The sequence below is a fragment of the Proteus sp. MB838 genome, from assembly GCF_054767435.1.
Genome location: NZ_BAABMO010000031.1, coordinates 1 through 15988, shown reverse-complemented (window position 1 = coordinate 15988; position 15988 = coordinate 1). Strand labels below are relative to the sequence as shown.

Sequence of the window (15988 nt, the reverse complement as noted above, 5' to 3'; positions counted from 1 at the left end):
CAGTTATTTTAAAAATTAGACACCAAAATTAAAAGTGAGGACGGCTTCACCCATAAAATCTAAACCATTAGATAAATCTATTCCTTTTTTACTTAATTCATCTCTGGATAAAATAAAAGCAGAATTAGTTTTCCCTAACTTAAAATCTGCAGAAAAAATCTTACCTGAGATTAAATCCAAATTAGCTTTATCTACACTTTCTTGTTGTTTTGTCGTCCAGCCATTAGTCACTTCTTTGGCCATGACGGTTTTATCGCCTGAAAATCCTACAGCTACATCATTTGCTCGACTAATAAATACAGGTTTTTCATCTACAGTAACATTAGTCCAAACGAATAATGCCCCACCAACAGAAGACTCCACTTTATCTTTACTAACGAGATGAAATACCGCGCTTTCTTTAGATTTATTGTTACCATTAAGCTCAATCGGAGCACTCAGATAAGTATCAGTGGCTCTAAACGTGAGGTAAGTTTCTGCATCACATTCAATAGTGACATTATTTAGGATTGAGTCATGAGGGTATATGTAATTTGCTGATTTAGGGATCAATGAAGGGCTTAATTTACCTAAGTCAAAAATTACATCGCTTTGTGTCGCACCATTAACCATACAAGTAGGTGGCTTAATATCACCATTGATTTTTAAATTAGCCACAGGAATTTTAGCAGCTAAAGCAGGGGCTGATATCACAGTCAGCATAGCAAGATTGAGTAATACTTTTTTCATAAAATACTCCTTTTTAGAAAGTAAGTAATAAACGTAACATTATATAATACACCTTATTTTTATTTATTTAATAATAAATTAAGCTATGTGTTTAAATTATCAAATTAAGACTTTCTTAAAGTGTTTTTTATTTCGATATTCGATATTCTTAATTGGAGTAATTAAAGGGGGACAATTAAATCATTGTGTGTAATAGTTTTAATTTGAGTTATATGTAAATATAAAAATATCATTCAATATTCTTATTTGGATTATTCCGTGTATTTGCATAAATATATTTAAATTAATAAGGTGTGTTTATTTAAATAGTAATTCAGATTAAGAGTTCTAGTATTTATGAAAGATATTTTTTTAGAGTTAAATTAATCAACTTGAGCGCATTCACCCTCAATAAAATCCTCTCCGTCATTTTCGTATTTCACTAGATGACACTCTCCTAGTCAGCCATACCGACTAACTACACAGCGAACACCAAGGAGAGCTGCTTGAAACTTAGTGTTTGTTTTCCCCCTTTAATAACTAGACACTTTTTCTAACAATCCATATTTAACCATGCTATCTAATGCTCTGCGGGTAGATTTGAGAATGCTTTTCCTATCAAAAGAATCCATCCCTTTAAGCATATAAGCTACACTTGAAACGTCGAAAGGTGGTGTGTCTATTTCATGTAAAGCACTTCCTCAAAACCAACTTACGCTATTCAATAAATCAAACAGTTGCAAGTGCACAAAAATAGGGACAAGTCATTTTCTTTTGCTGAAAAAATAAGACTAACCATATAGTTAGGTATTTTATGGAAATATAATACTACGCCACATGGGTTGGACAGAAGCCGCTGACTTAATCATTAAAGGTATGGAAGGCGCTAAACTGCTGAAATGTAGCGAGTTTGGTGACGCGATTATCAAGCATATGTAATTGTTGATTTAAGAAATAGTTAACGAGAGCTTATTAGTTCCCATTTTTTATTGTCAATTTTGAAATGGTTATCAAAACTACCTGAATTTTGAGCAATTAAATCACGATTTTTATCTAATTTTTGGCGTTCAAGTTGTTACCTGATTACTCAGCGTCTAATTTTGCTTTCCAGCTATAAAGTAATTTATCGGTGATCCCTAAAAAACCTGCCGCTTTTGGAGCGCTATAACCTTGTTCGCTGACTAATGCGACCGCTTCTTGCTTAAATCCAGTAGTATAAACACTGTTTGTTCGTTTTTTCATTTAACACTTCAATAGTTAGATTATATTCCATTATTAAAGAGCCCTGTTTGATTAAAGTAGATCAAATAACCCCTAAATTTAATTACTTATAATAAATAAATATTTTTTATTTCTTAATTAAAATTTTTGTTTTAAATAGGCTGCTTATTCTAATTTCAATAGTCTATTGATGAATGGTTTAATTTATTTTTCTATCTTTATTTTTAATTATCTTAAAATAATGAAATAGCTGATGTAATCATATTTAAAAGTGATATTATTATTTTATAATCATTTATATATGTTTACATTGTTTTTATTTTAATGCTGGAGATACACGTGAATAAAAGAGTGCTTTCGACAAAATATCGAAATTCGATGTGTCCATCAATGATAAAAAAAATAGGGTGATACGGTTTATCGTTATTCTTGATACCAATAGTATTCCTTCATTCCGCTAATGCGTTAGAGTTATCCGTTCCTATTGGCTCAACAGGTTATTTAGGGGAGGTCACTCCGCCAGTTGGTTCAACAACGAAAAATTATGGGATGGTAAGGTCAGTGCTTGAGGCGAATACGCCTTATATAAATTTTCGGTGGGAGCCTTATCAATTAGTGGTACAACCAATACCTTTTTACCCTGAAATTGGACGAGCGGGTGTGGCTATCTACAATAAAAGCAATCCCAAAGGGGCCTTTATTGTTTTAGCACCCAGTGGATATGGTACATTGCGTTATAAAAGAGCTAATGGCACATATGAGAATGCTTCATTTTCATTTAGTCGTTCCCAAACCACCGCTATGACAAATATGTATAATAATTTTTCCTCTAATTCTAATGAATTAAGTTGGGGTCTTTTGCCCAGACAAGGCAATAGTGATTTTTTCTCAGCACGATACGTAGATGGTAGTGATAAAGTTCATTCGTTAACATTAACAATATCCAGTTATTCCGCGTATGCCATCGGGCCATTAGAGGCCGGTGAATATGCCATGCGTGATGGTTCAAAATTTTATGCCAACATTAGCACTAGTCCAGGTTCTTCTGTAGATTCTAAAACATTATTAAGTTCAATGGATAATGTGAATATTAAAGCACTCAAAGCCTGTGACGTTATCCCCCAAACGTCTACCAATATTCAGTTTCCGACTCAAATCGCGAAAAATTATGCAACACCTACTAAATTAGCAGATAATTTAGCTAGTATCAGTGTCAATTGTCCTTATGCTAATAAAAATATCTATCTCACCCTGAGCCCTTTTAATAATTTAGTCTCAGGCAGTGAAACAGGGATGGAGCTATCCACCAATGGCTCTGAAAATATCACCACACTGCCTTATGTGGTGGCTTCTTTAAAATCTGCACAATCAAGTATTTGTCAAGCCAATGCACAAGAGGCCTTGCGACTCGTCGGTAGTAATAAACTAGCGCAACAAAATATGAAGAGTTTTACACAAAACATAATTTTTAACCTTTGTGCTAATGGCAATATCAAAGCCAATAAATATACAGGGGCAATTAATGTAGCAATTTTAATTGAATAGCGGTATTCCGGTATTATTGATAACTCGCTTGCGCACTACATGTTATGTTAAAGAGGAGTCTTGATGATTTAGGTAACATAAAGAAATCATTTAAAAAATATTTAACATCCATTAGGTAGGGTAGTGCAAACTGTACTTGATAGCCATCAATTAATTGCTGGTGGTTTTTTATTGAAGAAGATTATGTTAGATAAACAAGAGATAGGTGAGTTTATCTACAAAGTCTTTTCAGAGCTATTTTAATATTAAATGTTTTTCTCCAACTGATGATATAGTTACTAGTTAATATACTAGGCTTAATAAGCTATTAAAAATAAAGTCCCTATATTTGTCAATATTGTTTTAATAAATTTAATTTAGGTTTTATTTTAACTTTTGGTGCTATTGTTTTGATTTATATGTAGGTCACACTCATTATCAACTATATTGCAGATATAAAGATAGCCATGTATATGGTGATATTCCAATATATACTTCAGGTGCGCTATTTGAGGGCGATGACTATCTTATCGATGTGAAAGGTAAATACATTAGTCTAAGATTACGGATTGATTAGATATGATGATCCGTAAGGCTGTTGCTAAAGAACCTCATAATTTTTAATTAATAAACTCACTTCTGTGAGCTTATTAATTGGCTTTTTACAATAATGAATAACATAGTTATATAGAGAATGGTATTTATAAACAAAAAATACCCTGTGATTTTTATACTCACAGGGTGTTTAAATGAAGGAAAAATAAAACTTAATTAGATATCAACACGGGGGTTGATAGAGATTTTAATATAACCAATTAGTTAGAAAGTCTCTAATAGTAACTACTAAGTATTGCAATAGATTAAACCAATTTGTCCATAGCATTATTAATGTGTATTAGTTGCAATGAGATGCCAAAGGAGAAATTTAAAATAGCTTCGCCAACAAAATCTAACCTATTAGTAATATCGACACTATTTGCAGCAAGGCGATCACGTGATGATTTATCAACATTTTTTTGTACTGATTAACTATACCTAGTTGGCGAAAAGATAAATAGTACACAATAATATACAAAATACTGTAATTGTATACAGTAGAAGATTGCATTTCGAAAAAATTTGTCTTATCATCTCTAAATAGTGGGCAATTTGTTACTAAGCACACTAAACTTTGTTAAACCTCACTCATTTAGTGAGGTTTTTTGTTATCTGAAATTAGCGAATAACAGGCCTAAAAACATGCCCTAGTTATAAGACTAATTAAGTTAAATGGAAAAAAACTTATCAATAATATAAGGAAATATTTATGGAACACTTTACTAAAAAATCGTTATTTACCTGCGATAAAACTAATGAAAATCTCCCTAATAAACTGGGTGTAATAACACATTGCCAAGAGCTAGCGTCTGACTTAGGGTTAAGCGAAGCTTTTGCGCAATACACAATATCTTATACTTCTTGTGACAGTGTTCATGGAGAAATTATCCGTGAAGATACTGGTGCCGTTTTTATTCCGAAAAGTCAGGCGCCTAAAAATGGTTGGCCTGTCATTGTATGGAATCATGGTACGGTAGGGATAGCGCCAACTTGTGCTCCTTCATTAACACCTAAAAATAGTCGCGTATCGCAATATTTAAATACTTGGCTATCCCTTGGGTTTGCGATTGTTGCACCAGATTATCCAGGTTTAGGCTCATCAGGGTTGCATCATTATATGGATGAAAGAGCAACAGCATGGAGCGCTTTGGATAGTGCAAAAGCTGTCTTGAAAGGTGGGTTTTCGCTAAGTAATCGCTTTATCTTTATGGGGCAATCTCAAGGGGCTCATGCTGCATTTGCCTCTGTCGGCTATCAGCCTGAATATGCACCAGAATTAAATATCTTAGGTGCGATAGTGACAGGGACGCCTTATTTTAGTGATAATCTACTTGAAAACTTTATTAGTGATGGTGTTCAAGATGAAGGTGATAGAAAGCTACCTTACGCGATGTACTTATATCTTTCTGCTGCTGATAAAAATCCAAACTTAAAAGTGGAAGATTATTTCCAAGAATTAGCAATACCTTATGTTGAAAAAGCGAAAACGCTTTGTATCAGTCCATTAAGTCAATTAGTAATGGATAATAAATTAAACGCATCAAATAGCTTAAAACCTAAGTTTTACGAGCTATTAGAGCAAGAAGCGTCAAGTTTAAATTATAGAAAACTTCTTGTTGATAAGCCCGTATTTATAGGGATTGGTTTAGAAGATATTCATGTGTTAACTCGTCGGCAACAAGAGTTTGCAAGAGATGTATTGGAAGCAGGCACAAATGCATATGTATATGAATATCCGAATATTGGTCATTTAGATGTATACAATGTCTCTTTGCGAAATTCAGTGCCTTTTGTATTTGAACTGATGAAAAATGAGCATAGCAAAATAGACTAAAAACTATTTTATAACTGATTAATTTCTATCTTAATCTTATTCTTATCATTTGAATGTGGAAAGATGAGTGATGTGAGATGCCAGATCATGTTTTGGTTAAAGAACATCTGGTATCTCTTTTTATTTTAATTCTTTGATTTAAGGAAATAAAAACTTATTTTTATTGATAAGTTTTTATGATTTTGTCTATATCAATCTTATTGATAGATTTTTTATTCACCAAAAATAAAGTTTGCTATCTGAGTTTTTCTATGGCTTAATGAAGTCACTGGTTTGGAAGTACAGACCTATTTATGTTAGTCAGTTTAAAGTTGTTCCCGTTTAGCGTTATCCTTGATACCACTTCATTGCGAATTCCTTCTAATTAATTCCCATAAGTAAAAATACCAAACAAACCATATATGCCTTATGGCAAATTAAATAAATTAAAGGAAATTCTATGTCTAATTCAATGACTGGTACAGTAAAATGGTTCGATGAAGGTAAAGGTTTTGGTTTTATTACTCCAGCAGATGGCAGCAAAGATGTATTCGTGCATTTCTCTGCAATCCAAAGTGATAACTTCAAAACATTAGCTGAAGGCCAACAAGTTTCATTTACCATGGAAAATGGTATGAAAGGCCCTGCAGCAGGCAACGTGGTGGCTCTCTAAAGGCGCTATTACAATTCGCCTCTATTTTAAATGCCCAAGTTGTCGCGGTTCACAATATAGAACATCACAATTTGATGTTACAGTGAACAATCCACACGGCGCAAAATGTATCTTTTGCAAAAGTGTGATGACAGCTCAAATGAGCTAAGCATTAAATAGTTGAATATACAAAACCTCGCTTCGGCGGGGTTTTTTTGCTATCTACAATCTTATATTGACTAAAGATAAAAAATTTATATTTTAGGGCTTGAAAAATGCTTGCTCGTTCATATTTATATATTGGGCCAATCAGATATCGCCCATAATTCAATAAATACTGAAGGAGGAATTATATGCCTAATATTAAACCTTTTTCATTATTCCCAACTTTATCTGACAATCTACTTTCAAACCGTTTTGATCAGATAGATCGCCTGTTTAGTCAGTTAACAGGCAGTAAACCAATTTCATCACCGACTCAGACTTATAATCTGAAACAGATTGATGATAACCATTATGAACTAACAGTGAGTGTGCCTGGATATCAAGAAGATGACTTATCGGTTTCATTGAAAGGAAGTCGCTTATTGATTGAAGGGAAAAAAGAAGAAAAATTAGAAGAAGACAATGATAAATGGATCCACCGAGGTATATCTCAAGGGCAGTTTACATTGCAGTTTGACCTCGGTAAAAATGTCAAAATAGAAAAAGCCGATTTATCAAGTGGACTTCTGACCATTGCTATTGAGTATGAGTTACCTGAAGAAGAAAAACGGCAAACAATAGCGATAGAAAATAAAGATAAAAGCTAATTTAGTGAGATAGCTTAAATAAGATTAAGGCTGCACATAATGTGTAGCCTTAATTTTTTGTAATAGCCTATAAATTATAATATTTGAATAAAGAAGGGCAAAATAAACCAGATGCTTAAAGAAGTGCAAGCTTACACTAGAAAAATGGATTGGGTGTTTATGGCTCGCAATAGATACACTTAATCGTTGGAGTATATGTGTTCATAACAAACCTCTTTAAGAGGGGGCACTTTATGTGAACGCATAATGAGATTTAACCATGATAGTTTATACAGTAGTAAATGTTTAAAAGATTAAATACTGTTGATACAAGAAAGTGTGTCAAAAAATGATATAGATATTTATACTAAATATTTAAAAGATAAGTTATTAGTAAATAATATACCAGTTTTTATTTATTATCTAATATAGAAATGAGTTTTCTATTATTAAAATAATGACTTCAGAATAAAGAAACGATATGATTTATTTTATTTAAATAGGAACTGTTATGAAAAAGCCACTTTCTTTATGGATAACTCAATTTTTGATTGTCTGCTGTATTATACTGATATTATATTTTTTTATAACCAATGCATCACTGTTATTAAATTTGTATAGTTTTGATATGCCCGCTGAGATAAAGATAGAAATTTATTTATGGAGTTTTATTCGTTTGTTAGTTTTAATTATACAAATATCAGCGCTTTACTTTTCCTTTAGGTGCGATAAAAGGGCGCGGGTATTGACTATCTTAGCTTGGCTACCAATCATTATCGTCATGTTATGGAGCAATTTCCATGATGGGTTAACTTCTTTGAACGAAAGTGGTATAAGCTATGATAATGATGCTCAAAGATCTGGAGGGATTATAGGTAAACTTATTCTGGCTGGATTATCCCTTTGGTTGACATTTATTATATTATTTTCAAAAAAATTAAAGCGTTATTTTCTATTTGAGAAAAGTGAATGATTTTTTTGACTACAAAAATGGATGGCTCAATAACCATCCATTTTTATTGCATAAAGATATCTTGGTATAAATAATTATTAACTAAAGTATAAATACATAATTATTGGAAATAATATCTGTATACTACTCCACTTCTTGTCGTGACAAGATATTAGGTAAATTTATTTCTATCCAATCCGCAAGAAGCGTGAGTTTCTCACTTATTTGCTCACCAAGATCTGTCAAAGAGTACTCTACATGGGGTGGAACAACAGGATATGACACTCGGTTAATAAAACCATCTTGCTCCAATACTTGTAACGATTGAGACAGCATTTTCTCACTTACTCCGCCAATTTTACGTCGTAAATCACTAAAACGATGTGTTCCATCACGTAGGGCTATTAAAATGAGTATGCCCCAACGACTTGTAACATGTTTGAGGATCTCTCTGGATGGGCACTGTTTAGAAAATAAATTTCCTTCACGTAATTGCTGCGAGAGTGTGGATATTGTCATTATATACTTACCTTTTTGTATGTACTTACTTTTGGTAAGTTTAGGTGCTATGTTATCAAAACACAAGTGATACATTAAGGAGTTATCTTATGATTGCAATTACTGGTGCAACAGGCCTATTAGGTCAACATGTGATTGAAAACCTTCTTCAAACCGTTCCTGCTAATCAAATAGTGGCATTTGCTCGTGATGTAAAAAAAGGATCGTCTTTAAGTCAGAAAGGAGTTTTAGTACGTCAAGCGGATTACAATGATAAAGCTTCATTAATAACAGCTTTACAGGGTGTCGATAAATTACTTTTAATTTCCTCAAGTGAAGTTGGCAAACGTACCATTCAACATCGTAATGTCATTGAGGCAGCAAAATCAGCAGATGTACAATTTATTGCTTACACTAGCATATTACATGCTGATCGCTCTCCATTAAGCTTGCATGTGGAACATGTAGAAACAGAAAAAATGCTAGCTGATTCTGGGATATTTTACACTTTATTACGAAATGGCTGGTATACAGAAAATTATCTGGCAAGTGTCCCTGCAGCACTTGAGCATGGCGTTTTTCTGGGGGCGGCTGGTGATGGCAAAATAGCTTCAGCTACTCGGGCCGATTATGCATTGGCTGCTGCTCGGGTAATTAGTGAAGAAGGACATATAGGTAAAGTGTATGAGCTTGCTGGTGATGAAGCTTGGACATTAGAGCAATTGGCTAAGGAATTGACTAAACAAAGCGGGAAGCAAGTGATATATAACAATTTAAGTCAGGCCGATTTTGTCGCTGCGTTAAAAACGGCAGGCTTACCCGATAAATTATCAAATATGCTGGCTGATTCTGATATCGGCGCATCCAAAGGTGGATTATTTGATGATAGTCATACCCTAAGTAAATTAATTGGCCGACGTACAACAACACTTGCGGAGAGTATCAAAGCAATATTGTAAATCGATAGCTAATATCTATTCTATTTTCAGTTTAATTTTTTGGCACCCTAAGAGTTGAAATTTTGGGTTTCACATGCAGGGTGCCTTTCATAAGCATTATTATTTATGATAGGTGAGCATCAATTAATAAAAGATTAATTTTAGTCGTAAAATAGTAGGATAGACTGCTACACTAGGTAACAAAAATGAATATAACTAAATGATATTGAAAAATATTTATTCAGCTCAATAGGACTTTATATGAAGCTAGTTTCAGCGATATTATTAACTTTATTTTTTGTTTCAGGATGTTCGACATCACAGTCTGATATTGATAAATATGAGCAATCGAGTAAAGATGCGATGAAGCCAGATCCATATTCTGACAGCGTAATCAATACGATTAGACAGCACCAGAAGATCACCGTATGTAATAGTAAAATTGGTGGGTGCTATTGATTTAATACGGCACAGCTTTAAGGTTAAACAATATACTTTAGGATATTCTGTGCAATTAAAGACACAGATGCGTTACCATCAATAATAATGTCAGCACTTAGCTTTTCTCTTTCCGTCATTGCTGTATATGAGGGTCGTGAGTAGATTAAGTACTCTTCTAAATAATGAATAATATCATTTCCACTTTTCTCTTTATAATCACGCAATATTCTTCTTGCTAATGCGATATCTAGTGGTGTATCAATAAAAAAAGCATAGTCGATCATCTGTTGTAGCGCTGGGTGAGATCTGGCAAAAGGATAATCCAAAATGATATGAGTATATTGAGATTCTTCTATCGTCTGATTAACTTGTTCAACAAATGGCTTTATATCCCATTCGCTATAATTACCACCTTGTTCTATCCACTCATCGAGATCTTCAGGTGCTGTAGGGCAGTCGAAATCATTAAAATGAAGGCATTTGCTTGATGGAAGCTTTTCTCTTATATAATGAGAAAGTGCTGTTTTGCCGCCACCTGCAATTGAGGTGATAGAGATAATTATAGGTGATTTTATAGAACTCATTGTTAGCTCATAATCAAAATAAAATTGCATAGGGTATTATATAGACTAATTTATATTAAGTATAATTTATTTATAGTATTCTGAATAAGTTCAGTTTTTAGAAAAACTTAATTAATTATAGTAAGAGGTAGGAATTAATAAACTATACTATATATTAATATAACTCAATAAGTAACATCGATTTTTTGATTATAAAATAAGCGGTATTGTTTGTAAAAATAGTTATAATAACCAGAGTGATCACTTATTCTCACTAAGAGCATGAACGTTTACGTGTTAACATTATCCAAGGCAAACGTTTAGTTTTTATTTTTGAGTGAAACATACATCTTTCGACTTTTTTATTTAATTTTCTTTCTATTTCTGTGGGTTGGTTAATAACATCGTTTTTGGTACTGCCCTGTGTTTTTAATAGAAAAATTACAATAAAAAACAAAGAGATAAATAATAATAATATATACCGCACTTGATTTCTCCGGTTTATAAAAAGCATGGATTGTTGATAATTTTATATACAAAATTATCAACATGTATAGTAATAAATAAGAATAATTATATTTTTATAAATAATCTTAAAGTTATCTTAATAACTTTTTTTGTATCACAGTATAATATTAACAACAGTGTTATTTTAAGTGTCGATTAAGCATACCTTCGAAAAGGGAATTCCATCGATATTCTATAGTGTTGATTGGTCTAGTGTAATTTGCTTTTGGCGGGGATTTTACTAATATGAGGGCTTAATATGCTTTTGATTTTTTTGTTTGCGAGTTTTTTAATATCTAATCAAGCAAAAAGAATAATTATTCTTGAATAAAGTTAAATAATATGTATAAGGCATTATTTTTCTTTTATTGGTATAATAAATTCTGCAGATAAAGCCTGTTTTGCTTTGATGATATTTTTCTCATCTGAAAGATTAATGATTTTTTTATCCAATAAATTATAATTAGGTAATAAACTTTGTGGCGTCATATTGAGAATAAATGCAATAGAAAACAAAAGTTCTACCGTGATTTTTATGTTGCCATTTTCTATTCGAGAATAATGTTGCTGGCTTATCCCTAAGCGATTTCCCATTTCTATGCCTGTTAGTCTTAACTCTTTTCTTCTTTGTTTTATTTTGTGTGCAATAGTGGAGTTTATCATGATCATCTATTTTTATAAGGTTATAAAGCATTTTTTAAAAGCAATTAACTTTTAGTTAACTGCTATTAAATGTTATATATCTGTATTAATTTAGTACTGCTATTAATTCTACAGTCAGAAATACAATAACTATCACTTTTAGATCGATAGCGGTAAAATTTAACATAAATGCAAATTTTTAGTATTTATAACCAAAATTATCGATTATTCTTATATATTAATATCAATATAAAGTAATTATCAAAATGTTTTTATCGATCGATTTGTAATATAATGATAGTTTCTATCTATCAAATGAATGGTTACGATCGTCAATATCAATCATTTGATTGTTATTATCATAGCAACAATACAGAAGAGAATATCTAAAATTATTATAATTATTTATTATTTTTTTGAATGATAAATAGATTTAGGTGGTATGATTTTAGTAAGATAATATGGAGCTAAAAATAAGCTGTTTTTTAGTTTTTTTAAGATAAAACATAGGATGTCATCAATATGAATTTTTCTTACTGAAAAATAATAAATTAATACTAATTTAGTAAGAAACGGAAGTAAGCCATATAAATAAATTATTTCTATGGTCGTTGATATTACTAACAAAGCACCAATAAATATATTTATTGGTGCTTTATACAAAGTTATTTCTACTTAACCGTCCAAGCTTCTGAAAAGTCGTGCTCTGAAAATAATTCAGCTAAGCCACTAATCTGTTTTAAACGTAGTACTTCATCTTGTGACATACCTAATTCATCACCAATCTTTTGGTCATTCCAACCTAATCTTGATAAATCTCTAACTATATCCGACATTGCTGCCACTTGATGTTGCCCTCTAGCCCGATTATGGCGAATAGTCGCTGCCATTTGGTCAGCCATAGTATGACTTTCAACATCAAGTATAGTAATAGGTAAATAGCCGTTAATTCGCTTGTTTAAGCTATTTTTTTTACTCAATAAATAACGATGGTAACCATCAACGACTTGCCATTGTGATGGTTTATTTTTGGATTGTTGAATAGGTAAGACAACAACAGGCTGAGTATAACCGTCTTTTACCAGAGACGTTTCTAGTAATCTCTTTTCTGTCGGAGACATGACATTGGGATTATAGTCATTAGCGATAACTTGTTGTTGCTTTATCCAAAGAACACAGTCAGTAGGTTCATTTTTAAATGGGCTTATTTGATGAAGCGATATTTTTATTTTATTGAGAGCTTCAATTTTTTGTTCATCATTTAGTTTTGCTAGGTACTCTTTTAAAACAGAAATTATAGTTTCAATGGTCATATTCACACCTTGCTAAATAAGTTGCCAGTCTTTTCGTTTTCCTTGTATCCGTTTGAAATATCGATCATAACAGTGTGATTTAGTAGGACTAAATGCTAATGTTCTACACCAAAAATCGTTACGCAAGATGGTCTTACAAATTCGTCGCCAAGAAGGTATTTGTTTAGTGCTAGTATCACCTTCTTGTGCATCAGGTATGCCATTTGGGTAATCTCGTTCGGCATACCAGCGAAGATAGACCGCTATTTTATTACGATAATGTTCTGCTGTTTTCTCTGGTAAACTGGCTAATAAAAAGTGAGCATAAGATTTCCACGTATGATGGGAAGGTTTGCTAATTTGATGCCGCCCATAGAAACCTGATTTATTACGAGGATTCGTATATAACATTCCGGCATCAGCTCCACTCACTCGTTCACAAGCAAGACTCCATGTTTCAGGCTCTAGCACATGATATAACCATAGTCCCTTGCGTTGCTCTGGCCCAAAAGGTTCACAAATACGCATTTGACTTAAACTAACGCCCGCTTGGTGCATCAGATCATAAATAGGGTTATAGGGTAAATTGAAACGCGCTATATAAGTCCAGATATCTTTAACATGCCAATCATAAATAGGGTAGGCCATATAATAAAAGCCTTCTGCTGATGCCGTTGTCCAAGGAATATCATCGGCATAACGTAACTTTCGATTATTACTAATGGCAATAAATCGGTTTAAAGATTCATCCGCTCTTATGCCTAGCAGGATAATCGAACTGCGATGATTACCTGTGATCCACTGGTTAAATGCAGGGGTAAAATCTTCAAAAAGCATATTTGGGTGATAAAAAGGGAAAAAGTGAGGGTCAGTTATCGCATCTTCTGGCGGTTGTCTTACCCATTTTTTACCAGACTCCCATGCTGTCCATGTAGGTTCATATTGAGAAATGCCACTTTCAGTGGTGATAGGGAGTGCTATCCAGTAAAACCGTTCAATACAATCTTGGTAGATAGATTTCATTTTTATAATATGATCTATAGTCGCAGAATATTGAACTTCCCAATCAAGAAACATCACATTAAATTTTCTATGTTGTTTTCGCGCTTGTGCGGCAACAAGATGAAAAAGCGCAGTAGAATCTTTCCCTCCCGAAAAGGAGAGAGTGATTTGTTCAAAAGTATCAAATATCCACTGGACTCTCTCTTGAGCAGCTTCTAATACATTTTTCCCCAGCGCAATTTTACGTTTCAAAGACATAACTATCACCAAAATAGATTAGCTAATGTTAGTATTATCACTTAATCATATTTAGATGATAAAGGTAAGTATTAATTGTTAGTAATTATTAATTTTATTTTAATACAGTAGAGTAATTACTCTATTTAATTGTTTTTATTAAACTAACTGATTATGGAAAGATATTACTATATTATTTCAATATGGCGTTATGCTGTATAGATCTGTGATTATGCATTTTTGGTGGTTTTTTATACTAAATATCAATTGGTTATGCAGTAAAATGTATAAAATAATCCAGCGCAAGGGCGATTTAATATCTTTTATTTACTAAAAATAAAACAGATGAATAAGTTTGCTTATCATTAAGCTGAGGAAGAAGATTTCTTAACCGGTCAATCGGCGCTTTTAATGTCAATAACACCTTACTTAACCGTTAGAATTTGATTTATTTTTTTATTTAATTTCAATGTGTTACGTTGTCTTGTTTAGATGATTACCTGTTTAACTATTCGTTATTTCCAGTTATTCGTGGTTTGTATAAATCATAGAATAATCATTTTACGACTAGGATTTTGTATGACACTAGACACTCACAATGGAGTTAAAGTATATACCCCCACAGCATTAAAACTTTATGACTGGTGGGTATTAAATATTTCTAACCGTTATACATGGCGTTGTGATACAGATAAATATTTGCTACCTCATTTTAAAAATAATCTTGGTGAGAACCATATGGATATTGGTGTAGGAACAGGATTTTACTTAAAAAGAGCTTTAGCTAATATAAATAAAATAGCATTAACAGATCTTAATATTAATAGCTTAGATTATGCTAAAAAAAATATTGTTGATGATAAATTAACTTATTGCTTACAGCATGATATCTATCATAAATTTCCTAATGAATTCAATTCATCGTTTGACTCTATTTCTTTATTTTATCTATTACACTGCTTACCTGGCACAATGGAAGGTAAAAAGAAAGTGATAGAAAATATAAGTAAAATATTAACGGAAAAGGGTGTTTTATATGGTGCTACTATCTTGGGGGTTGATGTTGAACACAATTTTTTTGGTAATAAATTGATGTCTGTTTATAACAAAAAAGGTATTTTTAGTAACTATTCTGACTCGGCAGATGCTTTAGAAAAAGTATTATCTTGTTTTTTTTACGATGTATCTATTCATATTCAAGGAGTTGTCGCGTTATTTACCGCGAGAAATAAAAAATTATAAAAAAAGTAGTATAGTTTGAATAAATTGAAAATGTATCAAGAAGGCGTTACACAGTTGGAGATAAAGTTAGCCTCAGAGAATTAATTTATTTGATAAAATGACAACTGTTTGATAAATAACAGTATTGCTTCTAGTATGTATCGCTTAAAGTAACCGAAAAAAGCTTAGTTATAAAATATAACTAAGCAAAACGGGGATAATCAAATCAAAGTGTGTGTCCATTTAAGATGATCAAAAATGGATAAGCGTTAAATTATCTAACCATTGAGAATTAATCAACTAAAATTTACCAATTAATTGTAAATTAGATATTAATACTTAGTTATTTTTACTTATTTGGAGCGCTAAAAATATGTACAATACTAAAA

The 15988-nt window shown here is 32.1% G+C and carries 15 protein-coding genes and 2 pseudogenes; 10 read left to right on the top strand and 7 right to left on the bottom strand.

Annotation, left to right across the window (positions count from 1 at the left end; translation table 11 throughout):
- Positions 1-15: 15 nt before the first annotated feature.
- A complete protein-coding gene (locus ACYUCW_RS13335) occupies positions 16-729 on the bottom strand; it encodes a type 1 fimbrial protein (RefSeq protein ID WP_049210465.1) in 714 nt (237 codons plus the stop codon).
- A gap of 786 nt (positions 730-1515) precedes the next feature.
- Here ACYUCW_RS13335 and ACYUCW_RS13330 point away from each other — a divergent pair.
- Positions 1516-1647: pseudogene (locus ACYUCW_RS13330) on the top strand (NADP-dependent isocitrate dehydrogenase); the annotation flags it as partial.
- 153 nt (positions 1648-1800) lie between these two features.
- Here the strand turns inward: ACYUCW_RS13330 and ACYUCW_RS13325 are convergent.
- A pseudogene (locus ACYUCW_RS13325) lies at positions 1801-1950 on the bottom strand (transposase); the annotation flags it as partial.
- A gap of 408 nt (positions 1951-2358) precedes the next feature.
- Between ACYUCW_RS13325 and ACYUCW_RS13320 the strand changes: the two are divergent.
- The 6 genes from ACYUCW_RS13320 to ACYUCW_RS13295 all read left to right on the top strand — a co-directional run bounded on the left by ACYUCW_RS13320 (position 2359) and on the right by ACYUCW_RS13295 (position 8279).
- Positions 2359-3474 carry a hypothetical protein gene (locus tag ACYUCW_RS13320; protein WP_239506437.1) on the top strand — a complete coding sequence of 372 codons (1116 nt, stop codon included), beginning with the start codon at positions 2359-2361 and terminating at the stop codon, positions 3472-3474.
- Between the two features lie 1285 nt (positions 3475-4759).
- Positions 4760-5884 carry a lipase family protein gene (locus ACYUCW_RS13315; RefSeq protein WP_460408766.1) on the top strand — a complete coding sequence of 375 codons (1125 nt, stop codon included), beginning with the start codon at positions 4760-4762 and terminating at the stop codon, positions 5882-5884.
- Between the two features lie 439 nt (positions 5885-6323).
- Positions 6324-6536 (top strand): transcription antiterminator/RNA stability regulator CspE, encoded by a 213-nt coding sequence (gene cspE / locus ACYUCW_RS13310; RefSeq protein ID WP_004247907.1) that lies wholly within the window; start codon positions 6324-6326, stop codon positions 6534-6536.
- Positions 6537-6543: 7 nt separating this feature from the next.
- On the top strand, positions 6544-6684 hold the full coding sequence (gene ymcF, locus ACYUCW_RS13305) for a cold shock small protein YmcF (RefSeq protein WP_406819891.1): 141 nt from the start codon (positions 6544-6546) through the stop codon (positions 6682-6684).
- A gap of 184 nt (positions 6685-6868) precedes the next feature.
- Positions 6869-7327, top strand: coding sequence for an Hsp20 family protein (locus tag ACYUCW_RS13300; protein ID WP_004242516.1), 459 nt, complete (start codon positions 6869-6871; stop codon positions 7325-7327).
- Positions 7328-7817: 490 nt separating this feature from the next.
- Positions 7818-8279, top strand: coding sequence for an LTA synthase family protein (locus ACYUCW_RS13295; protein WP_064506144.1), 462 nt, complete (start codon positions 7818-7820; stop codon positions 8277-8279).
- Between the two features lie 123 nt (positions 8280-8402).
- On the opposite strand, the gene ACYUCW_RS13290 is transcribed toward ACYUCW_RS13295, so the two are convergent.
- Entirely contained in the window at positions 8403-8777 is a 375-nt protein-coding gene (locus ACYUCW_RS13290) for a winged helix-turn-helix transcriptional regulator (protein WP_004247909.1), read from the bottom strand.
- An 89-nt stretch (positions 8778-8866) separates the two neighbouring features.
- Here ACYUCW_RS13290 and ACYUCW_RS13285 point away from each other — a divergent pair, with 89 nt between their 5' ends.
- Together ACYUCW_RS13285 and ACYUCW_RS13280 are read left to right on the top strand one after the other, a co-directional pair.
- Entirely contained in the window at positions 8867-9715 is an 849-nt protein-coding gene (locus ACYUCW_RS13285; protein ID WP_036969535.1) for an SDR family oxidoreductase, read from the top strand.
- 240 nt (positions 9716-9955) lie between these two features.
- A complete protein-coding gene (locus ACYUCW_RS13280; protein WP_004242521.1) occupies positions 9956-10153 on the top strand; it encodes a hypothetical protein in 198 nt (65 codons plus the stop codon).
- A 23-nt stretch (positions 10154-10176) separates the two neighbouring features.
- On the opposite strand, the gene ACYUCW_RS13275 is transcribed toward ACYUCW_RS13280, so the two are convergent.
- From ACYUCW_RS13275 to ACYUCW_RS13260, 4 genes are all read right to left on the bottom strand, one after another.
- Entirely contained in the window at positions 10177-10719 is a 543-nt protein-coding gene (locus ACYUCW_RS13275; protein WP_460408763.1) for a hypothetical protein, read from the bottom strand.
- An 840-nt stretch (positions 10720-11559) separates the two neighbouring features.
- Positions 11560-11874: a helix-turn-helix domain-containing protein gene (locus ACYUCW_RS13270; RefSeq protein WP_004242524.1), complete on the bottom strand. Its 315-nt coding sequence runs from the start codon at positions 11872-11874 to the stop codon at positions 11560-11562.
- 644 nt (positions 11875-12518) lie between these two features.
- A complete protein-coding gene (locus ACYUCW_RS13265; protein ID WP_004247912.1) occupies positions 12519-13160 on the bottom strand; it encodes an IbrB-like domain-containing protein in 642 nt (213 codons plus the stop codon).
- A 12-nt stretch (positions 13161-13172) separates the two neighbouring features.
- Positions 13173-14399 carry a phosphoadenosine phosphosulfate reductase gene (locus tag ACYUCW_RS13260; RefSeq protein ID WP_004251487.1) on the bottom strand — a complete coding sequence of 409 codons (1227 nt, stop codon included), beginning with the start codon at positions 14397-14399 and terminating at the stop codon, positions 13173-13175.
- 558 nt (positions 14400-14957) lie between these two features.
- On the opposite strand from ACYUCW_RS13260, the gene ACYUCW_RS13255 reads away from it, so the two are divergent.
- The gene (locus ACYUCW_RS13255; RefSeq protein WP_460408761.1) at positions 14958-15620 is read left to right on the top strand and encodes a class I SAM-dependent methyltransferase; all 663 of its coding nucleotides are present in this window, start codon (positions 14958-14960) and stop codon (positions 15618-15620) included.
- Positions 15621-15988: the final 368 nt, after the last annotated feature.